Source organism: Alcanivorax sp. NBRC 102024 (assembly GCF_001602235.1).
Classification (GTDB): domain Bacteria; phylum Pseudomonadota; class Gammaproteobacteria; order Pseudomonadales; family Alcanivoracaceae; genus Alcanivorax.
On the sequence record NZ_BDAS01000003.1, the window covers coordinates 341,169 to 356,180 of the forward strand.

Consider the following 15,012-nt stretch of genomic DNA (forward strand, 5'->3'; position numbering starts at 1 on the left):
GTTACCGCCATCTTTCCGGCCAGCCACGACGTACAATCGCTTTCCCCTTGCCCCGGATAAGGTCTTTCCCTCTACACTGTAAAAACGAAAAACAAGGGAGAGCGCTACCATGAACCGCCAGGCAACATTGACCCCGGGTGCCATCCAGTCCAAGAAAAACACCGTCAGCGCAGAAGAATGGCAACTGCGTGTGGATCTGGCCGCCGCCTACCGGCTGATCGCCCTGCACGGCTGGGACGACCTGATCTTTACCCACCTGTCTGCCCGCATCCCCGGCGACGAGCATCACTTCCTGATCAATCCCTACGGCATGATGTTCGACGAGATCACCGCTTCCAGCCTGGTGCGCGTGGACCAGGCCGGCAACAAACTCGATGACAGTGACTTCGATATCAACCCGGCGGGCTTCACCATCCACAGCGCCATCCACGCCGTGCGCGACGATGCCAACTGCGTGATGCACACCCACACCACCGCCGGTGTGGCCGTGTCCGCCCAGCAGGAAGGCCTGCTCGCCCTGTCGCAACAGAGCCTGTTCCCGCTGGCCAGCCTGGCCTACCACGACTACGAAGGCGTGGCCCTGCGTGAAGACGAAAAGGCCCGCCTGCAGGCCGATCTGGGTGATGCCAGCTTCATGATCCTGCGCAACCACGGCCTGCTCACCGTGGGCAGCAGCATTGCCGATGCCTTCCTGGGCATGTTCATCCTCCAGCGCGCCTGCGAAATCCAGCTTCAGGCCCTGTCCGGCAATCGCCCGCTGACCCCGATCCCGGATGGCATCGTCAACACCATCAAGCAGCAAGCCTCCCAGGTCACCAAGGGCATGGGCGGCAACCTGGCTTGGCCCGGCCTGTTGCGCAAACTGGACCGGCAGAATCCCGGTTACGAGAAATAAGACCGCAGGCTTCAGCCAGCCTTCCCCACCCCGTTGGAGCTTTGTTCACAAAGCGAATAGCCATCTCCCCCCTTCGCTTTGTGAACAAAGCTCCAACGACACAACCCCAAACACCCTACCCAACTCTGTTTCCTTTCCCCGATTTCACCCTGTCAAAGCGGGCCAAAACCGCCCAATCTATACAGAAAGGCGACTTCCGTTAATTGTCTTGCCGGGCAGGTATACGCAATGTGTAGGATATTGAAAGACACGGTCTACCGAGGTTAGCAATGACACAGTCTCTGGATGCACTCTGGGAAAAAGTCCGCGCCCAGAAAACCCGAATCCCCTCCCTCTATGGCGACATCGATTTCGATGCCACCCCGGAGCGGTTCACCGATTCCATGGACATACGCAGCACCCTGCCGCAGCAATTCGCCAAGAAACACCGTGAAAAAATCCTCGCCGACCGGGACCGGGTCGAGCGCGCCCGCGCCTACACCCTGCTGGGTGACACCGTGGCCGATGCCTACGCCGCCCTGATGTCGGAATACAGCTTTCGTGACCTGATCAGCATGTTGAAGAAAGCCTGCGACGAAGGACTCGACGCGGTACCCGATGCCCCCCAGGAACTGGTGGACTTTATTACCGCCATGGAAACCACCCCGGACTGGGTGGACATGGAACTGGTCCGTGAAGGCGCCCGCCTGAGCCGCAACCAGATGGCCAACCTGGCCCCCTACGTGATCCGTGGCGCCTTTGTGGCCACCTTCATGAACAAGTACTCCGGCCTGCCCATGGCCATCACCGGCACCCTGGCCAGCGATTCGGTGAACCGGCGCATCAACGAAACCGCCAGCTTCTTCACCACCGCCACCCTGCCCGGTGCCCTGGAACGCTTCGGGCCCGGCTTCAAGGCCGCCGCCATGGTCCGCCTGATGCACTCCATGGTCCGCTTCAACATTCTCAAGCGGGTAAAGAAATGGGACCCGGCCATTTATGGCATCCCCATTCCCCAGGTAGACCAGATGCCCGCCGGCACCATGCCCGCCTACCTGGCCGCCTTCAAGGCCATGCGCAAGGGCCGCAAGCATTTCACCCGCAACGAGCGGGCCATCGTTGAACTGTCCCGCTACCAGTGTTTCCTGCTGGGCCTGCCCGAAGAGCTGCTGCCCGCCGAGGCGCCAGACATTATCGACACCATGCTCGCCTACTCCGGTACCCTGCGCGAAGGCTACGACGACGAGACCTGTGGCGAACTCACCCGCGCCACCATGTCCGTCTACCGCCCCAAGGATGAAAAGCTGATCAGCAAGGTCCACAACCTGGTGGAGCGCAGTGTCTCCAAGGTGTTCTTCACCCAGGCCTTTCTCGGCAAGAATGACAAATCAAAAGCGAAAGAAATGGGCGTGGAACCCCACCTGATCGACTATGCCCTGTTCACCGTTGGCAACCTGTTCATCATGCCCCGCCTGATCGCCTACCGGACCCTGCAAGACATCCCCGTGGCCAACAAGATCGCGGACAGGATACTGGTACGGCGCATCAATGAGCTGCTGGTGGACTACGGCCATGCGGAATTCACCACCGATGCGTCCCAATACAGCCCCACCATCAAAAGCGCTACCTGACTCCCGTACCCACTGTAGGAGCCATCTCTCGGACGGCGATGCCCCATCGCCATCCGAGAGCGCACTCCCTCTACGCCCCTGCTATGCTGTCACGCATGAGCCTTTCAGGAGAGGGTTATGAAACAAGCGCTTCTGATACTACTGCCATGTTTCATATTCAGTGCAGCAGGCGCTGATACTGTCCTGCGCAAAAGCCAAAATCTGGCAGACTTTGACGGCTTTGTATCCAGTCCTTCGGTGAGCGTTCGGCAGGACGCCAGCCAGATGAAATACGAGACACTGCATTATGAGCTTCGGCAGGGAGAGAAAACTGAAAATGGCTGCAAATTCAGCTACACGCCTGGCGGCAAAGCTGGAGAAAAACGACTCGCAAAGAGCATTGCTCAAAATATGCAGACTTGCACAAGACTCATGCTGATCGGAAGAGTGAAATGATCCGTTTCGCAGCCAGCAAACGGGAATAACGCCCACTACACCCCCAGATACTCCCCAATCAGAAACGCATCCCCCTGCCCTTCCTGCTTGCCAAAGTAGCTCACCGGATCACGCTCCCCGTCCTCGATGGAGCCCACTTCACAATCAATGCTAAATTGCTTGGCGAGATCATTGAAAAGAGCGACCGGCGTCTTGAGCTGCACCTTCTTCTTCACTGACTGGCTGATCCCCAGTTGCCAATCTTCACAATCGTCACTCTCGCAGTCATTGATCAGGGTGACATTGCCCGCTTCGTTGTCATCCACATAGGCCTGCAGCGCCGCTTGCAGATCAGGCAGGTTACGCTTGAGCTTCTTTTCCTGCTTTTCATCCAGGCGATCACAGGCAACAAGGAGGTAGACGAGCATATCGGGGTCCGGGGTTGGAGTTGTGGGGCCACTTTACCACAATGGGGCGGCTTGTTGGTTTACGGAGAGAATCGATAGTGGCCCGAAGCCCCGGCCACAAGTCTGAGACGTCCGAGGACGTTTAGACCTTATATTGGCGCATGGGAAGATCTAAGCCTATTTGCTTCTCGCTTTTTATTACGCGGCGCAAGGTAAGCCCTACCGCCCTGACTTGTTAGTGTTTTCATTCGAAGGACCAACAAGCCTACGAACCATAAACAAAGAAGGAACTAAGCACGCGACAGTGAATATAACTTGGTAGAATATTCTCTTTCTCTCTGACGATAAGAAATCTTCAACGATTTTCTCAGATCCTGGACTTGGACTTTCCAAGAGATATCCATTTGGAGCCTGCCAAGGCCCAGGCACATCTCCGGCAAGAAGAGAAAAGAAAACTGCCAGTACGACACCAGCAGCTAAAAGTGAAAATGTTGAGTTTACCTTTTTCCTTGATGAAAATGTGAAGACTATACTCGTGACAATTCCACAAAATATGGGCATCAAAATCATGTAAGGAAAAACGATACTGGCTTCAATCGCTTCATCCATATAACCACCTCAAATAATTAACGCCGCCAGCAAGGGCAGCTTTGTAGTGAAGGCGAAGCCATAACGAAAAAGCCGTCGCGGCGCCCGGCTTCGTTAACTTTTTATACACGCTGATTTTCGCACCTACGAAGCTCCCATGCTGGAACGAAAATTGATGCACAAATTGCGATTAAGGCCAAGAAATAATTAAATAATGTTGTGAAGATACTTTGCGGATGCGTCAGCTGAATAAATAAACGCTCACTGACCTTTCCTTCCAGCCCCGAAAGTAATGCAGGTGTAAAAATAAGTACCAAAAGAATTGTGAGCCATACCCCGTACGTCTTCACGGAAGAACAAACTTAACCCTAAAATTTAGCCCGATTTTTAGTGCTGCTAAAAACGATGGGTAGATTACAGGCGATAGCATGAGGAACGCCAATACGGCAATCCTCAGCGAACTTATTTGAGACTCAAATTCTTGGACTTCCATTCTACCTACATTTTTTTAGTAACTCGGACAGTAAACGCCGTGCTCTGCCGCTTTTCAGCAGCAGCGCCTTATTATGTGTTTGGCTGATTTTGAACATAGCTGATAGCTTTTTCGCCAATTGGTAAATGCAATTTACTCCATGAGAAAACAGTAGACCATTCCTGTACTGACGGAGCTTGGAGCAACGCTTTTACAGGTGAGCCACGCCGGTTAATTATTTTGGTGCGGTAAGTTCCAGAAAGGACACCATTTACTGCCGCCTCGTACTCTGAAACTCGGGCAGGTTCTGTAAAAGGAAACCACGCACCGCAGAAGGACTCAAATTGTAAATGAAGTTCATCGTCATTTTGGAGGTTTAGATAAACATCAAAATCGAGGCCGGCTTGCCTTCTAATGTTCATTGCCAATTCCACATACTGAGGAACTTCCTCAATCTCCATTTTGAGATGAGGATTTGCCGCTTTTATGCGCTCAAACGTTTCTCTTGCAATTTCAACAGTACTCATTTCTCTATGGACACATAACGCCCGGCGCAGCGGGCAAATTGGAGCGAGGAACTAGCGAAATTTGATCCGCCTGCCGCCACTTGTTATGCATTTATGTGGCAATGACGGATTTCGTAATTTGCCCAACACCTAAGAAGAAGCTGGCTTTCTAAAAGTGGAATAGATAACCCACGCCGAAGCCAAAGTACCAACCGGAAATGCAAATAACATAGGCAGCCAAGAAAGAAAGACTGCCACCCGCCCGTAGGCTTTCCAGTTTGCACATCCAAGGTAGCCAACGACCGAAATCCCAAGCCAAAGCGAAAAGAAAATAGTCATGAATGGCATTGCAGATGACGATATATCATGCAATGAAAAGTAATATCCCACCACAGTAAACAGTAACAACAGGACCAAGATAAGAATGAGAAATAAACTAAACCCCCTTGCCACTCTAATTGGGTTATTAAGGAAGTTATAAATAGATTCTGCCGTAATCATATTCCCCTATTGCATAACAGCGTATTAATTAGAACGTTCCGCATAACCGGTTCCGTATAACTCTGGAACCGTACCCCCTGCACCCGAAAGAAAAGCCTGCCATAACAGTCGCTTGGCAGGCTATAGCCAATTTCCTACACGGAGTTATGCGGAACGTTCCTTATAACTCCTTTCCTTTGAACTCGGAGACAGAAAAACCAAAAGCCCGCTAAATCAATATCTTGGCCTTCCCCTTTCCGGGTTCAACGGAAGCTTCCGTTGAAAAGGGGAATCGCATTCCCTACTTGCTGAACGCCCCGGTCGCCAAAAACGCCTTCACCTGCTCAATTACCTCCCCATTTCGCATCATGAACGGATGCGTCACCGGCAGCACCAGATGATCCTGCATGCCTTCCACTTTGGTTCTTTCCACGGTGACCTTGCCGTCATTGGGGCCGGGTAATTGGGTGGAGAGCAGAAAGTTGATGGTGTCGCTGCCGGCGATGACGCCCAGGGGGAAATCCACTGGGCCAAGCTGGTTGGGCACGCTGTCGGGGCCGGTGCCCATCTGGCTGCCGGCGGGGCCGTTGAACCACTGGAATGGAGCCCAGTCACCCAGACTGTCCACCACTTCGCTGCCCTGGTTGGGCGGGCCAAGCATAACGGTGCGGCCCAGTCTGTCGATGCGGTGCTGGCTGAGGTACTGGCGCAGCAGGATGCCGCCCATGGAATGGGTAACGAAGTGGATGGCGCCGGTGGCCGGGCATTTTCCCAGGGCTTTGGGCAGGGTTTCTGTGGCGAGGGTCTGAATGTCTTTTTTAGTGGAAGGGTAGCCCTGATTCACTACCGTGTAGCCGTTGTTCTCCAGGTCGTTTGCCATTTTCTTCATGGAGTGTGCGGTGCGAGCCAGGCCATGGAGCAGGATGACGCATTGAGGGTTCTGGGTTTTCATTGTTGTGCCCTCGGCATCCAGCAAGGCCGTTTCCCCTCTCCCTGTCCCTCTCCCGCAAGGGGAGAGGGAACTCTCCATAAAGGTTTGGCTGCAGCCCTCATCTCTTGAGTGAATGGCATCGGCAAGAAGAGTGGGACTAAAACAGACCCACAACAACAAGCCTGCTAACACCCTCAGAACGGTGCCAGTCGCCATTCATGGCTAGCCAAGTTGATCCAGGGCGGACGACAGCCGCGCCACCGCCGCATCCACATCCCCCAGTTTGTCCAGGCCGAACAGGCCCACGCGGAAGGTCTTGAAGTCCGCGGGTTCGTCACACATGAGGGGCACGCCGCCGGCGGTCTGCAGGCCCAGCTGCACAAAGGCGGCGCCGCTCTTGATGGTGTCATTGTCGGTGTAGGACACCACCACGCCGGGGGCTTCGAAGCCCGGGGCCGCGACGCTGGCGAAGCCGTGCTTGGCCATCAGCTCGCGGACGGCGGTACCCAGTTTCCACTGGCGTTCTTTCACGGCGGTGAGGCCTTCTTTCATGGTTTCCAACATGGTGTCACGGAAGCCGCGCAGGGCGTCGGTGGGCATGGTGGCGTGGTAGGCATGGCCGCCGTTTTCGTAGGCGATCATGATGTCGCGCCATTTGCGCAGATCGCAGGCAAAGCTGGTGCTGGTGGTTTCGTGCAGGCGCTGGTCCGCCGCTTCGCTGAGCATCACCAGGGCACTACAGGGGGAGGAGCTCCAGCCTTTCTGGGGGGCGCTGATCAGCACATCCACGCCGATGGCTTTCATATCCACCCAGATGGTGCCGGAGGCGATGCAATCCAGCACGAACAGACCGCCCACGCTGTGTACGGCGTCGGCCACCTGTTTCAGATAGTCATCCGGCAGGATGATGCCGGAGGCGGTTTCCACATGGGGGGCGAACACCATGGCCGGCTTCTCGGCCTTGATGGTGGCAACCACCTGCGCGATGGGGGCCGGAGCGAACGGTGCCTGGGGCTGGTCGCTGGTGGGGGACGCTTTCAATACGATCTCTTTGGACGGGATACTGCCCATCTCAAAAATCTGGCTCCAGCGGTAGCTGAAGAAGCCGTTACGGATCACCAGGCAATGCTGGCCGGTGGCAAACTGCCGGGCCACCGCTTCCATGCCGAAACTGCCACCGCCGGGCACCACGGTCACCGAGTGGGCGTTGTAGACCTGCTTCAGGTTGCTGGAAATATCCCGCATGACCTGCTGGAAACGCTGGGACATATGGTTCAGGGAGCGGTCGGTGAAAACCACGGAATACTCAAGCAGGCCGTCTCGGTCAAAGTCACGGGGCAAATCTGTCACGGGGGGTCACCTCTGCAGCAACCGGCGCCTGGCCGGTCTCGTCGCGTTATTGTCTGTCTTGGATACTGGATTGCCGCCAGCGCCGCAACCGTCCAGGGCCAAAAGGATGGCAAAACCGGCCTCAACTGCTTAATTCGCAGTCAATGACTGTCTCCTGCAGTCAAGTAAGCTTATGCATTATCATTCTTGAGCCAACCGGGGCGCTGCCTCATACTATGCGCCCTTAACGCCCTGTAAACACAGCGTTTAACGTCTTTCTTTCTCGGCAAGCGAGCCACGATCACATGACAGAGTACGTCCTGATTCTGATCAGCGCTGTGCTGGTAAACAATTTTGTCCTGGTGCAGTTCCTGGGGCTGTGTCCCTTTATGGGGGTCTCCAACAAGATCGAGACCGCCATGGGCATGTCCCTGGCGACCACCTTCGTACTGACGTTGTCGTCCGTGCTCGCCTACCTGACCTGGGCCTATATCCTGGTGCCCTTCGAACTGGAGTACCTGCGCACCATCAGCTTTATTCTGGTGATCGCCGTGGCGGTGCAGTTCACCGAAATGTTCGTGAAGAAGGCCAGCCCCCTGCTCTACCGGGTGCTGGGCGTGTTCCTGCCGCTGATCACGTCCAACTGTGCGGTGCTCGGTGTGGCGCTGCTGAATGTACGCCAGGAAGATGCCACCTTTATGTCATCGCTCACCTACGGGCTGGGCGCGGCACTGGGCTTCTCCCTGGTACTGGTACTGTTTGCCGCCATGCGTGAGCGTATTGCCGTGGCCGATGTGCCCGAGGCCTTCCGGGGCCCCAGCATCGGCCTGATCACCGCCGGCCTGATGTCGCTGGCCTTCATGGGCTTTTCCGGGCTGATCAAGTTATGACCGCTGTACTGATTGCCGTGGCCGCCCTGCTTGCCCTGGCCGCCGTGTTCGGTGCGGTGCTGGGCTTTGCCTCGGAGAAATTCAAGGTCGAGGGCGACCCGATTGTCGACCAGATCGACTCCCTGTTGCCCCAGACCCAGTGTGGCCAGTGCGGGCACCCGGGCTGTCGCCCCTACGCCGAAGCCATTGCCGAAGGCGAGGAGCATAACCGCTGCCCGCCAGGCGGCCAGGATACCGTGGACGCCCTCACTGACCTGCTCGGCCGTGACGAGCTGACCCTGGATGACGAAGGCGCCGAGGATGCGGACATCCCCAAGGTGGCCTATATCCGTGAGGACGAGTGCATCGGCTGCACCAAATGCATCCAGGCCTGCCCGGTGGATGCCATCGTCGGCGCCGCCAAGCTGATGCACACGGTAATCGTGGACGAGTGCACCGGTTGCGACCTGTGCGTCGAGCCCTGCCCGGTGGACTGCATCGACATGGTGGAAGTGCAACCCACCTTGCAGACCTGGGGCTGGAACCGGCCCGCGGGTATCGGCCAGCGCCCGGACAGCCGTATTGAGGTGGTGAACCTGTGATTCGTACCCTGTTCCGTTCACGCAGCCGCAAAATCTACGACTTCCACGGCGGTATTCATCCGCCGGAAAGGAAAGATCTTTCCAATGGCACCGCCATTGCCCCCGGCCCCCTGCCGGCGCAACTGATTCTGCCCCTGAACATGCACATCGGCGCCCCGGCCAAACCGCTGGTGGAACCGGGCGAGCGGGTGCTGAAAGGCCAGATGATTGCCGAACCCAGCGGTGCGGTGAGCGCGGCCATTCATGCCCCCACCTCCGGCACCGTCAGCGCCATCGGCCCCCGCGCCATCCAGCATCCGTCCGGCATGGATGCCATCTGTATCGTTATCGATACTGACGGCAAGGATGAATGGATCGAGCACGCCGGCGTAGCCGACTACACCGAGCGCAGCCCCGGCGAACTGGTGGACACCATCCGTCATGCGGGCATCGCCGGCATGGGCGGCGCCGGCTTCCCCACCAGCATCAAGGTGAACCTGGGCGACCACCAGCGGGTAGAAGAACTGGTGATCAATGCGGTGGAGTGCGAGCCCTACATCACCGCCGACGACCGCCTGATGCGCGAGCGGGCCGCGGAGATTATTGCCGGTATCCATATCCTCCAGTACCTGCTCAATCCGCGCCGTACCCTGATCGGCATCGAAGACAACAAGCCGGACGCCATCTCCGCCATCAAGCGGGCCTGCAAGGGCTGCGACATCGAGGTGCGGGTGGTGCCCACCAAATACCCCTCCGGTGGCGAAAAACAGCTGATCCAGCTGCTCACCGGCAAGGAAGTGAAAAGCGGCCAGCTACCGGCCCAGGTGGGCGTAGTGTGTCAGAACGTGGGCACCGCCTACGCCATCAAGCGGGCGGTGATCGACGGCGAGCCGTTGCTGTCCCGGGTGACCACCCTCACCGGCGAAGGCGTGCGCCAGCCGGGCAACTTTGAGGTCCTGCTGGGCACCCCGGTACGGGACCTGTTGGTCCATGGCGGGGTGGACCCGGATAATATCGGTCGTCTGGTCATGGGCGGCCCGATGATGGGCTTCACCCTGCACAACCCGGCGGTGCCGGTGGTGAAAACCACCAACTGCATCATCGCCGCCACCCTGGAAGAGCTTCCCGAACCGCCGCCGGAACAGCCCTGCATCCGCTGCGGTTCCTGTGCCGACGTGTGCCCGGCCAACCTGCTGCCCCAGCAGCTCTACTGGCATGCCAAGAACGACGATCTGGAAAAGGCCCAGCACCACAACCTGATGGACTGCATCGAGTGCGGCGCCTGTGCCTATGTGTGCCCCAGCCATATCCCGCTGGTGCAGTACTACCGTTACGCCAAGGCGGAAGTGCGACAGCAGGCAGCCGATCAGGTCAAAGCCGACAAGGCTCGCCAGCGCTTCGAAGCCCGCCAGGCCCGGATTGATGCGGAAAAGGCGGAAAAAGAAGCCCGTCGCCAGGCGCGGCTGGAAGCCAACCGCAAAAAGAAAACCGAAACGGCCAGTGCCCCTACCGTGGATACGGCAGCGCTCAAGCAGGCCTCCCTGGAAGCGTCCAAGGCCTATAAGGCCGCCGTCAAAGCGGCCAAAGCCGCCGAGGCAGACAACGCGGACAACCTGGACGCATTGAAAGCCGACGTGGATCGCCTGAAAGCCATCGCCGACAAGGCCAAGGCAGCCGTTCGTGACGCCAAGGAAGCGGGCCCCGCCGCCGCACCGGCGGAAGATATCGTCGGCAAGCTGAAAAAACAGGTCGGTGACGCCTCGTCCGCTTACAAGACCGCGGTGAAGGCCGCCAAGGATGCGGAAGCCAATGGCGACGACAACGCTGCCGAGCTACGCGCCAAAGCCGATGAGCTCAAGGCCACCGCCGACAAACTCAAAGCGGAACTGCGTGACGCCAAAGCCAACGCCCCCGCCACCCCGGCAACTGCGCCCCAGGCCGACCCGGTGGCAGACCTGAAAAAACAGGTCGGCGAGGCCTCATCCGCCTACAAGGCGGCCGTGAAAGCGGCCAAGGAAGCGGAAGAAAACGGCGCTGACAATGCCGCCGAGTTGCGCAGCCAGGCGGACGAACTGAAAGCCAAGGCGGACCAGCTCAAGGCCGACCTGCGCGACGCCAAGGCCAATGCACCGGCCACGCCCGCCCCTGCCCCTGCCGCCGCGCCAGCCGACCCGCTGGCCGACCTGAAGAAGAAGGTGGGCGAAGTCTCGTCTGCCTACAAGGCCGCCGTCAAAGTCGCCAAAGAGGCCGACGAGAACGGGGCGGACAACGCTGCCGAGTTGCGCGCCGAAGCGGATCGCCTGAAAGCGGAGGCCGACCACTGGAAAGCCGAGCTGCGCGAGGCCAAAGCGTCCGCACCGGCCCCGGCTGCCCCCAAGACACCGCCCGCCCCAACGGATACGCCCAAGGCACCGGAGACCGAGGCCCCGCAGGCGCTCACTGCGGTAGACCCGGAGGTGGCCGCCAAGCGCCAGAAGCGTCTCAAGGCCCTGAAAACCGCCTACAACATGGCCCACAAACAGTACAAGGAAGCCCATGCCGCCCTGGAGCGCGGTGAGCGAAACGGCGATATACCCGCCGAAGAACTCAATGCCATGCAACAGAAGGTGGACAAGCTGAAAGGCAAAGCCGACGTGGCCCGCGATGCCCTGGATGCGTTGGTGGAAGAAGCCAAGGCGGATATCCGCGCACACACCGGCAAGGATCTGAAAACCCTGAAGCTGGAAGCCGCCCGGGCAGAAAGTGCCCTGGCCGACAAGCAGCGCGAGCTTGAGCAACAGCGGGACAGCGCCTCGGAAGATACCCTGGAAGCGCTCAGTTCCGAATTACAGGCCCTGGAGGCGGAAGCCCAGATCGCCCGCAAGGCGCTCAAGCAGGCGGTGGAAGAACAAGGACTTCAAGACTGATGGCACTGATCTCTTCAACCTCGCCCCATACCACGGTGAGCAACAACACCGGCGCCTTCATGCGTCAGGTGATTTACGCCACCCTGCCCGGCCTGGCGGTGCTGACCTGGCAGTTCGGCTGGGGCACGGTCATCAATGTGTTCTGGGCCGTGGTGGTGGCACTGGTCAGTGAGGCGCTGATCCTGAAAGCCCGCGGTCGGCCGGTGGCCTTCTACCTGAAGGACTACAGTGCGGTGCTCACCGCCGTGCTGCTGGCCCTGGCTCTGCCGCCCACTTCACCCTGGTGGCTGACCCTGATCGGGGTGAGCTTCGCCATTATCGTCGCCAAGCAGCTCTATGGCGGCCTGGGCATGAACCCCTTCAACCCGGCCATGGTCGGCTATGTGCTGCTGCTGATTTCCTTCCCGGTGGCCATGACCCAGTGGATCGCCCCCGGCGAAGCGCCCAGCTTCGCACAAAGCTGGCAGCTGTTTACCGGGCAACTGCCGGTGGACGGCCTGAGCGGCGCCACGCCCCTGGATACTTTCCGTACTCTCCACAGCTCTGGGGCCGGCAATGAAAGCGAACTGGCCAGCCACGGCATCCTCCATGGCCAGTTTGCCGGGCTCGGCTGGGAATGGGTGAACCTGGCCTTCTTGCTGGGCGGTCTGTATCTGATCAGCCGCAAGATCATTACCTGGCATATCCCGGTGGGTTTTCTGGCCGGCCTGGCCCTGCCTGCCCTGGTGGCCTGGCTGATTGACCCGGTGCGGTTTGCCGATCCGATGTTCCAGATACTCTCCGGCGGGGCCATGCTCGGCGCGTTCTTTATCGCCACGGACCCGGTGAGCGCCGCCACCAGCCGCAGCGGTCGGCTGATCTATGCGGCGCTGATCGGGGTGCTGATCTGGGTAATCCGCAGCTTCGGCGGCTACCCGGATGCGGTGGCATTCTCGGTGCTACTGCTTAACCTGTGCGCGCCCTTTATCGATTACTACACCCAGCCACGGACCTATGGCCACGACAAGCCAAACAGGGGCACCCAGTCATGATGCGTTATGCCATTACCAAAAACGCCGTGATCCTCAGCCTGTTTGCCATCAGCACCGCCGCGGCCCTGGCCATCACCAATGAACTGACCATCGGCAAGGTGGAGTGCAACAAGCAGGCTGCACTGATGGCCTCGCTCAATGAAGTGATGCCCCAGGACCGGCATGACAACGATCTGCTGGCCGATCGCATTACCGTCAGCGACCCGCTGCTGGGCCGCAACGGCCATCATATTTACCGGGCACGCCAGGATGGGGAGCCCAACGGCGCCGTACTGGAAGCCACCGCCCCGGACGGTTACGGTGGCAACATTGCCCTGATCGTTGGCGTGGATATGCAAGGCAAGGTTCAGGGGGTGCGCGTGGTGCCCCCGCACAATGAAACACCGGGGCTGGGCGACAAGATCGAAACCAAAAAATCCGACTGGATTTATGGTTTCAATGGCCTGTCACTGGGCAATCCTGCCGATGCCGGCTGGGCGGTGAAGAAGGACGGCGGCCAGTTCGACAGCTTTACCGGCGCCACCATCACTCCCCGCGCCGTGGTGGGAGCCGTGCATCGCGCCCTGCAATATTTCGACGCCAACCAGACGGCTGTCTTTGAGGCACCTTCCGAGGCAGCCCCGGCGGAGACCTGTGATGAGTGATGTGAATTACAAAAAGATCAGCATGGACGGGTTGTGGAACAACAACCCGGCCACCGTGCAGATTCTCGGCCTCTGCCCCCTGCTGGCGGTGACCGGCACCGTGGTCAACGCCCTGGGCCTGGGCCTTGCCACCCTGGTGGTGCTGATGGGCTCCAACATCTGTGTCTCGCTGATTCGTCAGTACGTGACCGATGCGGTCCGTCTGCCCGCTTTTGTAATGATCATCGCCGCCATGGTGACGGTGATCGAAATGCTGATGCAGGCCTTCACTTTCGAGCTTTACGAAATCCTCGGCATCTTCATTCCGCTGATCGTCACCAACTGCACCGTGCTGGGCCGCGCCGACGCCTTTGCCAGCAAGAACCCGGTACTGCCGGCGGCCCTGGACGGTTTCATGATGGGGCTGGGTTTTCTGGTAATTCTGCTGATCCTTGGCGGCATGCGTGAGCTGATCGGCCAGGGCACGCTGTTCACCAACATGCAGCTGCTGTTCGGCCCCATGGCCGCGGACTGGCAGCTACAGGTGGTAGAGAACTACGGCGGTTTCCTGTTCGCCATTCTGCCGCCGGGGGCGTTCGTGGGCCTGGGTCTGATCATTGCCGGCAAGAACGTGATCGACAAACGCTTGAAAGCAATCCAGAAAGCCAGGGCCAGCGACGAGCCCAAGGTCAGCCGCCGGGTACGCACCACCGGAAAAGTCAGTTAAATGCATCACTTCCCTGCCGTAGGAGCGTCGCTGGCGGCGCGATAACAGCCGTCGCGAGTTGCGAGAAGCGAGTATCGAAACGGGTTTATGGCGACGCGAGCGTCTCTCCTACAGCACCAACCCTGCCACCAGTAAAGCCAACGCCACCAACCCGTGCGGCAGAAACACATGACGCCAGCGCAGAATGCGCAGTAGCTCCTTCATCCCACCGGCTCGGCGGCTACGCTCCCAACTGGCAGCAGTCTGAAACGGGGCGATATCGTCCACTTCACCACGAAAATGCGCTTCGATTTTTTCGATACGCGCATAATGTGCAGCCTGAAATGCCTTCCAGTGCCCCTCCACCAGCCAAAACATCAAGCTACCGACCACCCCAACCCAGAGCAGTGCCGAGCGATCGAAAAACGCGCCGGAACCAGCAAGCACTCCCGCCAGGGTAACGCTCCAGGCCTTGATGGTGAGCGACTTCTGGTCAAAGGAATCAATCAGCCCGGTCAGGTGGAAGTACTCGGCTTCCAATTGTTTATCCAGTTGTGACACACCATCCCCCCATGAATGGATCAGATTCTCCGATAAATTCGCGCTATTAAACGCGATTCAATCCACCCAGACAAAACGGCATAGTAGCGAACAAGGAGAAATG

Annotated in this window: 15 protein-coding genes; 9 read left to right on the forward strand and 6 right to left on the reverse strand. The window is 58.6% G+C overall.

Going from position 1 to position 15,012, the window contains the following annotated elements; genetic code table 11:
- The first annotated feature begins 109 nt into the window (after nucleotides 1–109).
- From A0251_RS07820 to A0251_RS07830, 3 genes are all read left to right on the forward strand, one after another.
- Nucleotides 110–895: a class II aldolase/adducin family protein gene (locus tag A0251_RS07820; protein WP_062816291.1), complete on the forward strand. Its 786-nt coding sequence runs from the start codon at nucleotides 110–112 to the stop codon at nucleotides 893–895.
- A gap of 269 nt (nucleotides 896–1,164) precedes the next feature.
- Nucleotides 1,165–2,505, forward strand: a complete 1,341-nt coding sequence (locus A0251_RS07825; RefSeq protein WP_062816292.1) for an oxygenase MpaB family protein — start codon at nucleotides 1,165–1,167, stop codon at nucleotides 2,503–2,505.
- Between the two features lie 117 nt (nucleotides 2,506–2,622).
- Nucleotides 2,623–2,940, forward strand: coding sequence for a hypothetical protein (locus A0251_RS07830; RefSeq protein WP_062816293.1), 318 nt, complete (start codon nucleotides 2,623–2,625; stop codon nucleotides 2,938–2,940).
- Nucleotides 2,941–2,975: 35 nt separating this feature from the next.
- On the opposite strand, the gene A0251_RS07835 is transcribed toward A0251_RS07830, so the two are convergent.
- The 5 genes from A0251_RS07835 to A0251_RS07845 form a co-directional block, all read right to left on the reverse strand.
- Nucleotides 2,976–3,347: a hypothetical protein gene (locus A0251_RS07835; RefSeq protein WP_062816294.1), complete on the reverse strand. Its 372-nt coding sequence runs from the start codon at nucleotides 3,345–3,347 to the stop codon at nucleotides 2,976–2,978.
- A 198-nt stretch (nucleotides 3,348–3,545) separates the two neighbouring features.
- Nucleotides 3,546–3,935 carry a hypothetical protein gene (locus tag A0251_RS17390; RefSeq protein WP_156478262.1) on the reverse strand — a complete coding sequence of 130 codons (390 nt, stop codon included), beginning with the start codon at nucleotides 3,933–3,935 and terminating at the stop codon, nucleotides 3,546–3,548.
- A 543-nt stretch (nucleotides 3,936–4,478) separates the two neighbouring features.
- Nucleotides 4,479–4,913, reverse strand: coding sequence for a hypothetical protein (locus A0251_RS17395; RefSeq protein ID WP_156478263.1), 435 nt, complete (start codon nucleotides 4,911–4,913; stop codon nucleotides 4,479–4,481).
- Between the two features lie 760 nt (nucleotides 4,914–5,673).
- Nucleotides 5,674–6,324: an acetyltransferase gene (locus A0251_RS07840; RefSeq protein WP_062816295.1), complete on the reverse strand. Its 651-nt coding sequence runs from the start codon at nucleotides 6,322–6,324 to the stop codon at nucleotides 5,674–5,676.
- 201 nt (nucleotides 6,325–6,525) lie between these two features.
- Complete coding sequence (locus tag A0251_RS07845) at nucleotides 6,526–7,653, reverse strand: aminotransferase class V-fold PLP-dependent enzyme (RefSeq protein ID WP_062816296.1); 1,128 nt, start codon at nucleotides 7,651–7,653, stop codon at nucleotides 6,526–6,528.
- Nucleotides 7,654–7,937: 284 nt separating this feature from the next.
- Between A0251_RS07845 and rsxA the strand changes: the two genes are divergently transcribed.
- Genes rsxA through A0251_RS07875 form a run of 6 tightly spaced genes read left to right on the forward strand, consistent with a single transcriptional unit; the run spans nucleotide 7,938 to nucleotide 14,369 of the window.
- Nucleotides 7,938–8,522 (forward strand): electron transport complex subunit RsxA, encoded by a 585-nt coding sequence (rsxA, locus tag A0251_RS07850; RefSeq protein WP_035250378.1) that lies wholly within the window; start codon nucleotides 7,938–7,940, stop codon nucleotides 8,520–8,522.
- The gene (gene rsxB, locus A0251_RS07855) at nucleotides 8,519–9,103 is read left to right on the forward strand and encodes an electron transport complex subunit RsxB (RefSeq protein ID WP_062816297.1); all 585 of its coding nucleotides are present in this window, start codon (nucleotides 8,519–8,521) and stop codon (nucleotides 9,101–9,103) included. The genes rsxA and rsxB overlap by 4 nt, the downstream gene beginning before the upstream one ends.
- On the forward strand, nucleotides 9,100–11,988 hold the full coding sequence (gene rsxC / locus A0251_RS07860; protein ID WP_062816298.1) for an electron transport complex subunit RsxC: 2,889 nt from the start codon (nucleotides 9,100–9,102) through the stop codon (nucleotides 11,986–11,988). The genes rsxB and rsxC overlap by 4 nt, the downstream gene beginning before the upstream one ends.
- On the forward strand, nucleotides 11,988–13,019 hold the full coding sequence (gene rsxD / locus A0251_RS07865) for an electron transport complex subunit RsxD (RefSeq protein ID WP_062816299.1): 1,032 nt from the start codon (nucleotides 11,988–11,990) through the stop codon (nucleotides 13,017–13,019). Before rsxC ends, rsxD begins: the two co-directional genes overlap by 1 nt.
- Entirely contained in the window at nucleotides 13,016–13,663 is a 648-nt protein-coding gene (gene rsxG, locus A0251_RS07870) for an electron transport complex subunit RsxG (RefSeq protein ID WP_062816300.1), read from the forward strand. Before rsxD ends, rsxG begins: the two co-directional genes overlap by 4 nt.
- On the forward strand, nucleotides 13,656–14,369 hold the full coding sequence (locus A0251_RS07875; protein ID WP_062816301.1) for an electron transport complex subunit E: 714 nt from the start codon (nucleotides 13,656–13,658) through the stop codon (nucleotides 14,367–14,369). Before rsxG ends, A0251_RS07875 begins: the two co-directional genes overlap by 8 nt.
- Nucleotides 14,370–14,477: 108 nt before the next feature.
- Here A0251_RS07875 and A0251_RS07880 read toward each other — a convergent pair whose 3' ends face one another.
- A complete protein-coding gene (locus A0251_RS07880; RefSeq protein WP_062816302.1) occupies nucleotides 14,478–14,909 on the reverse strand; it encodes a hypothetical protein in 432 nt (143 codons plus the stop codon).
- Between the last annotated feature and the right edge of the window lie 103 nt (nucleotides 14,910–15,012).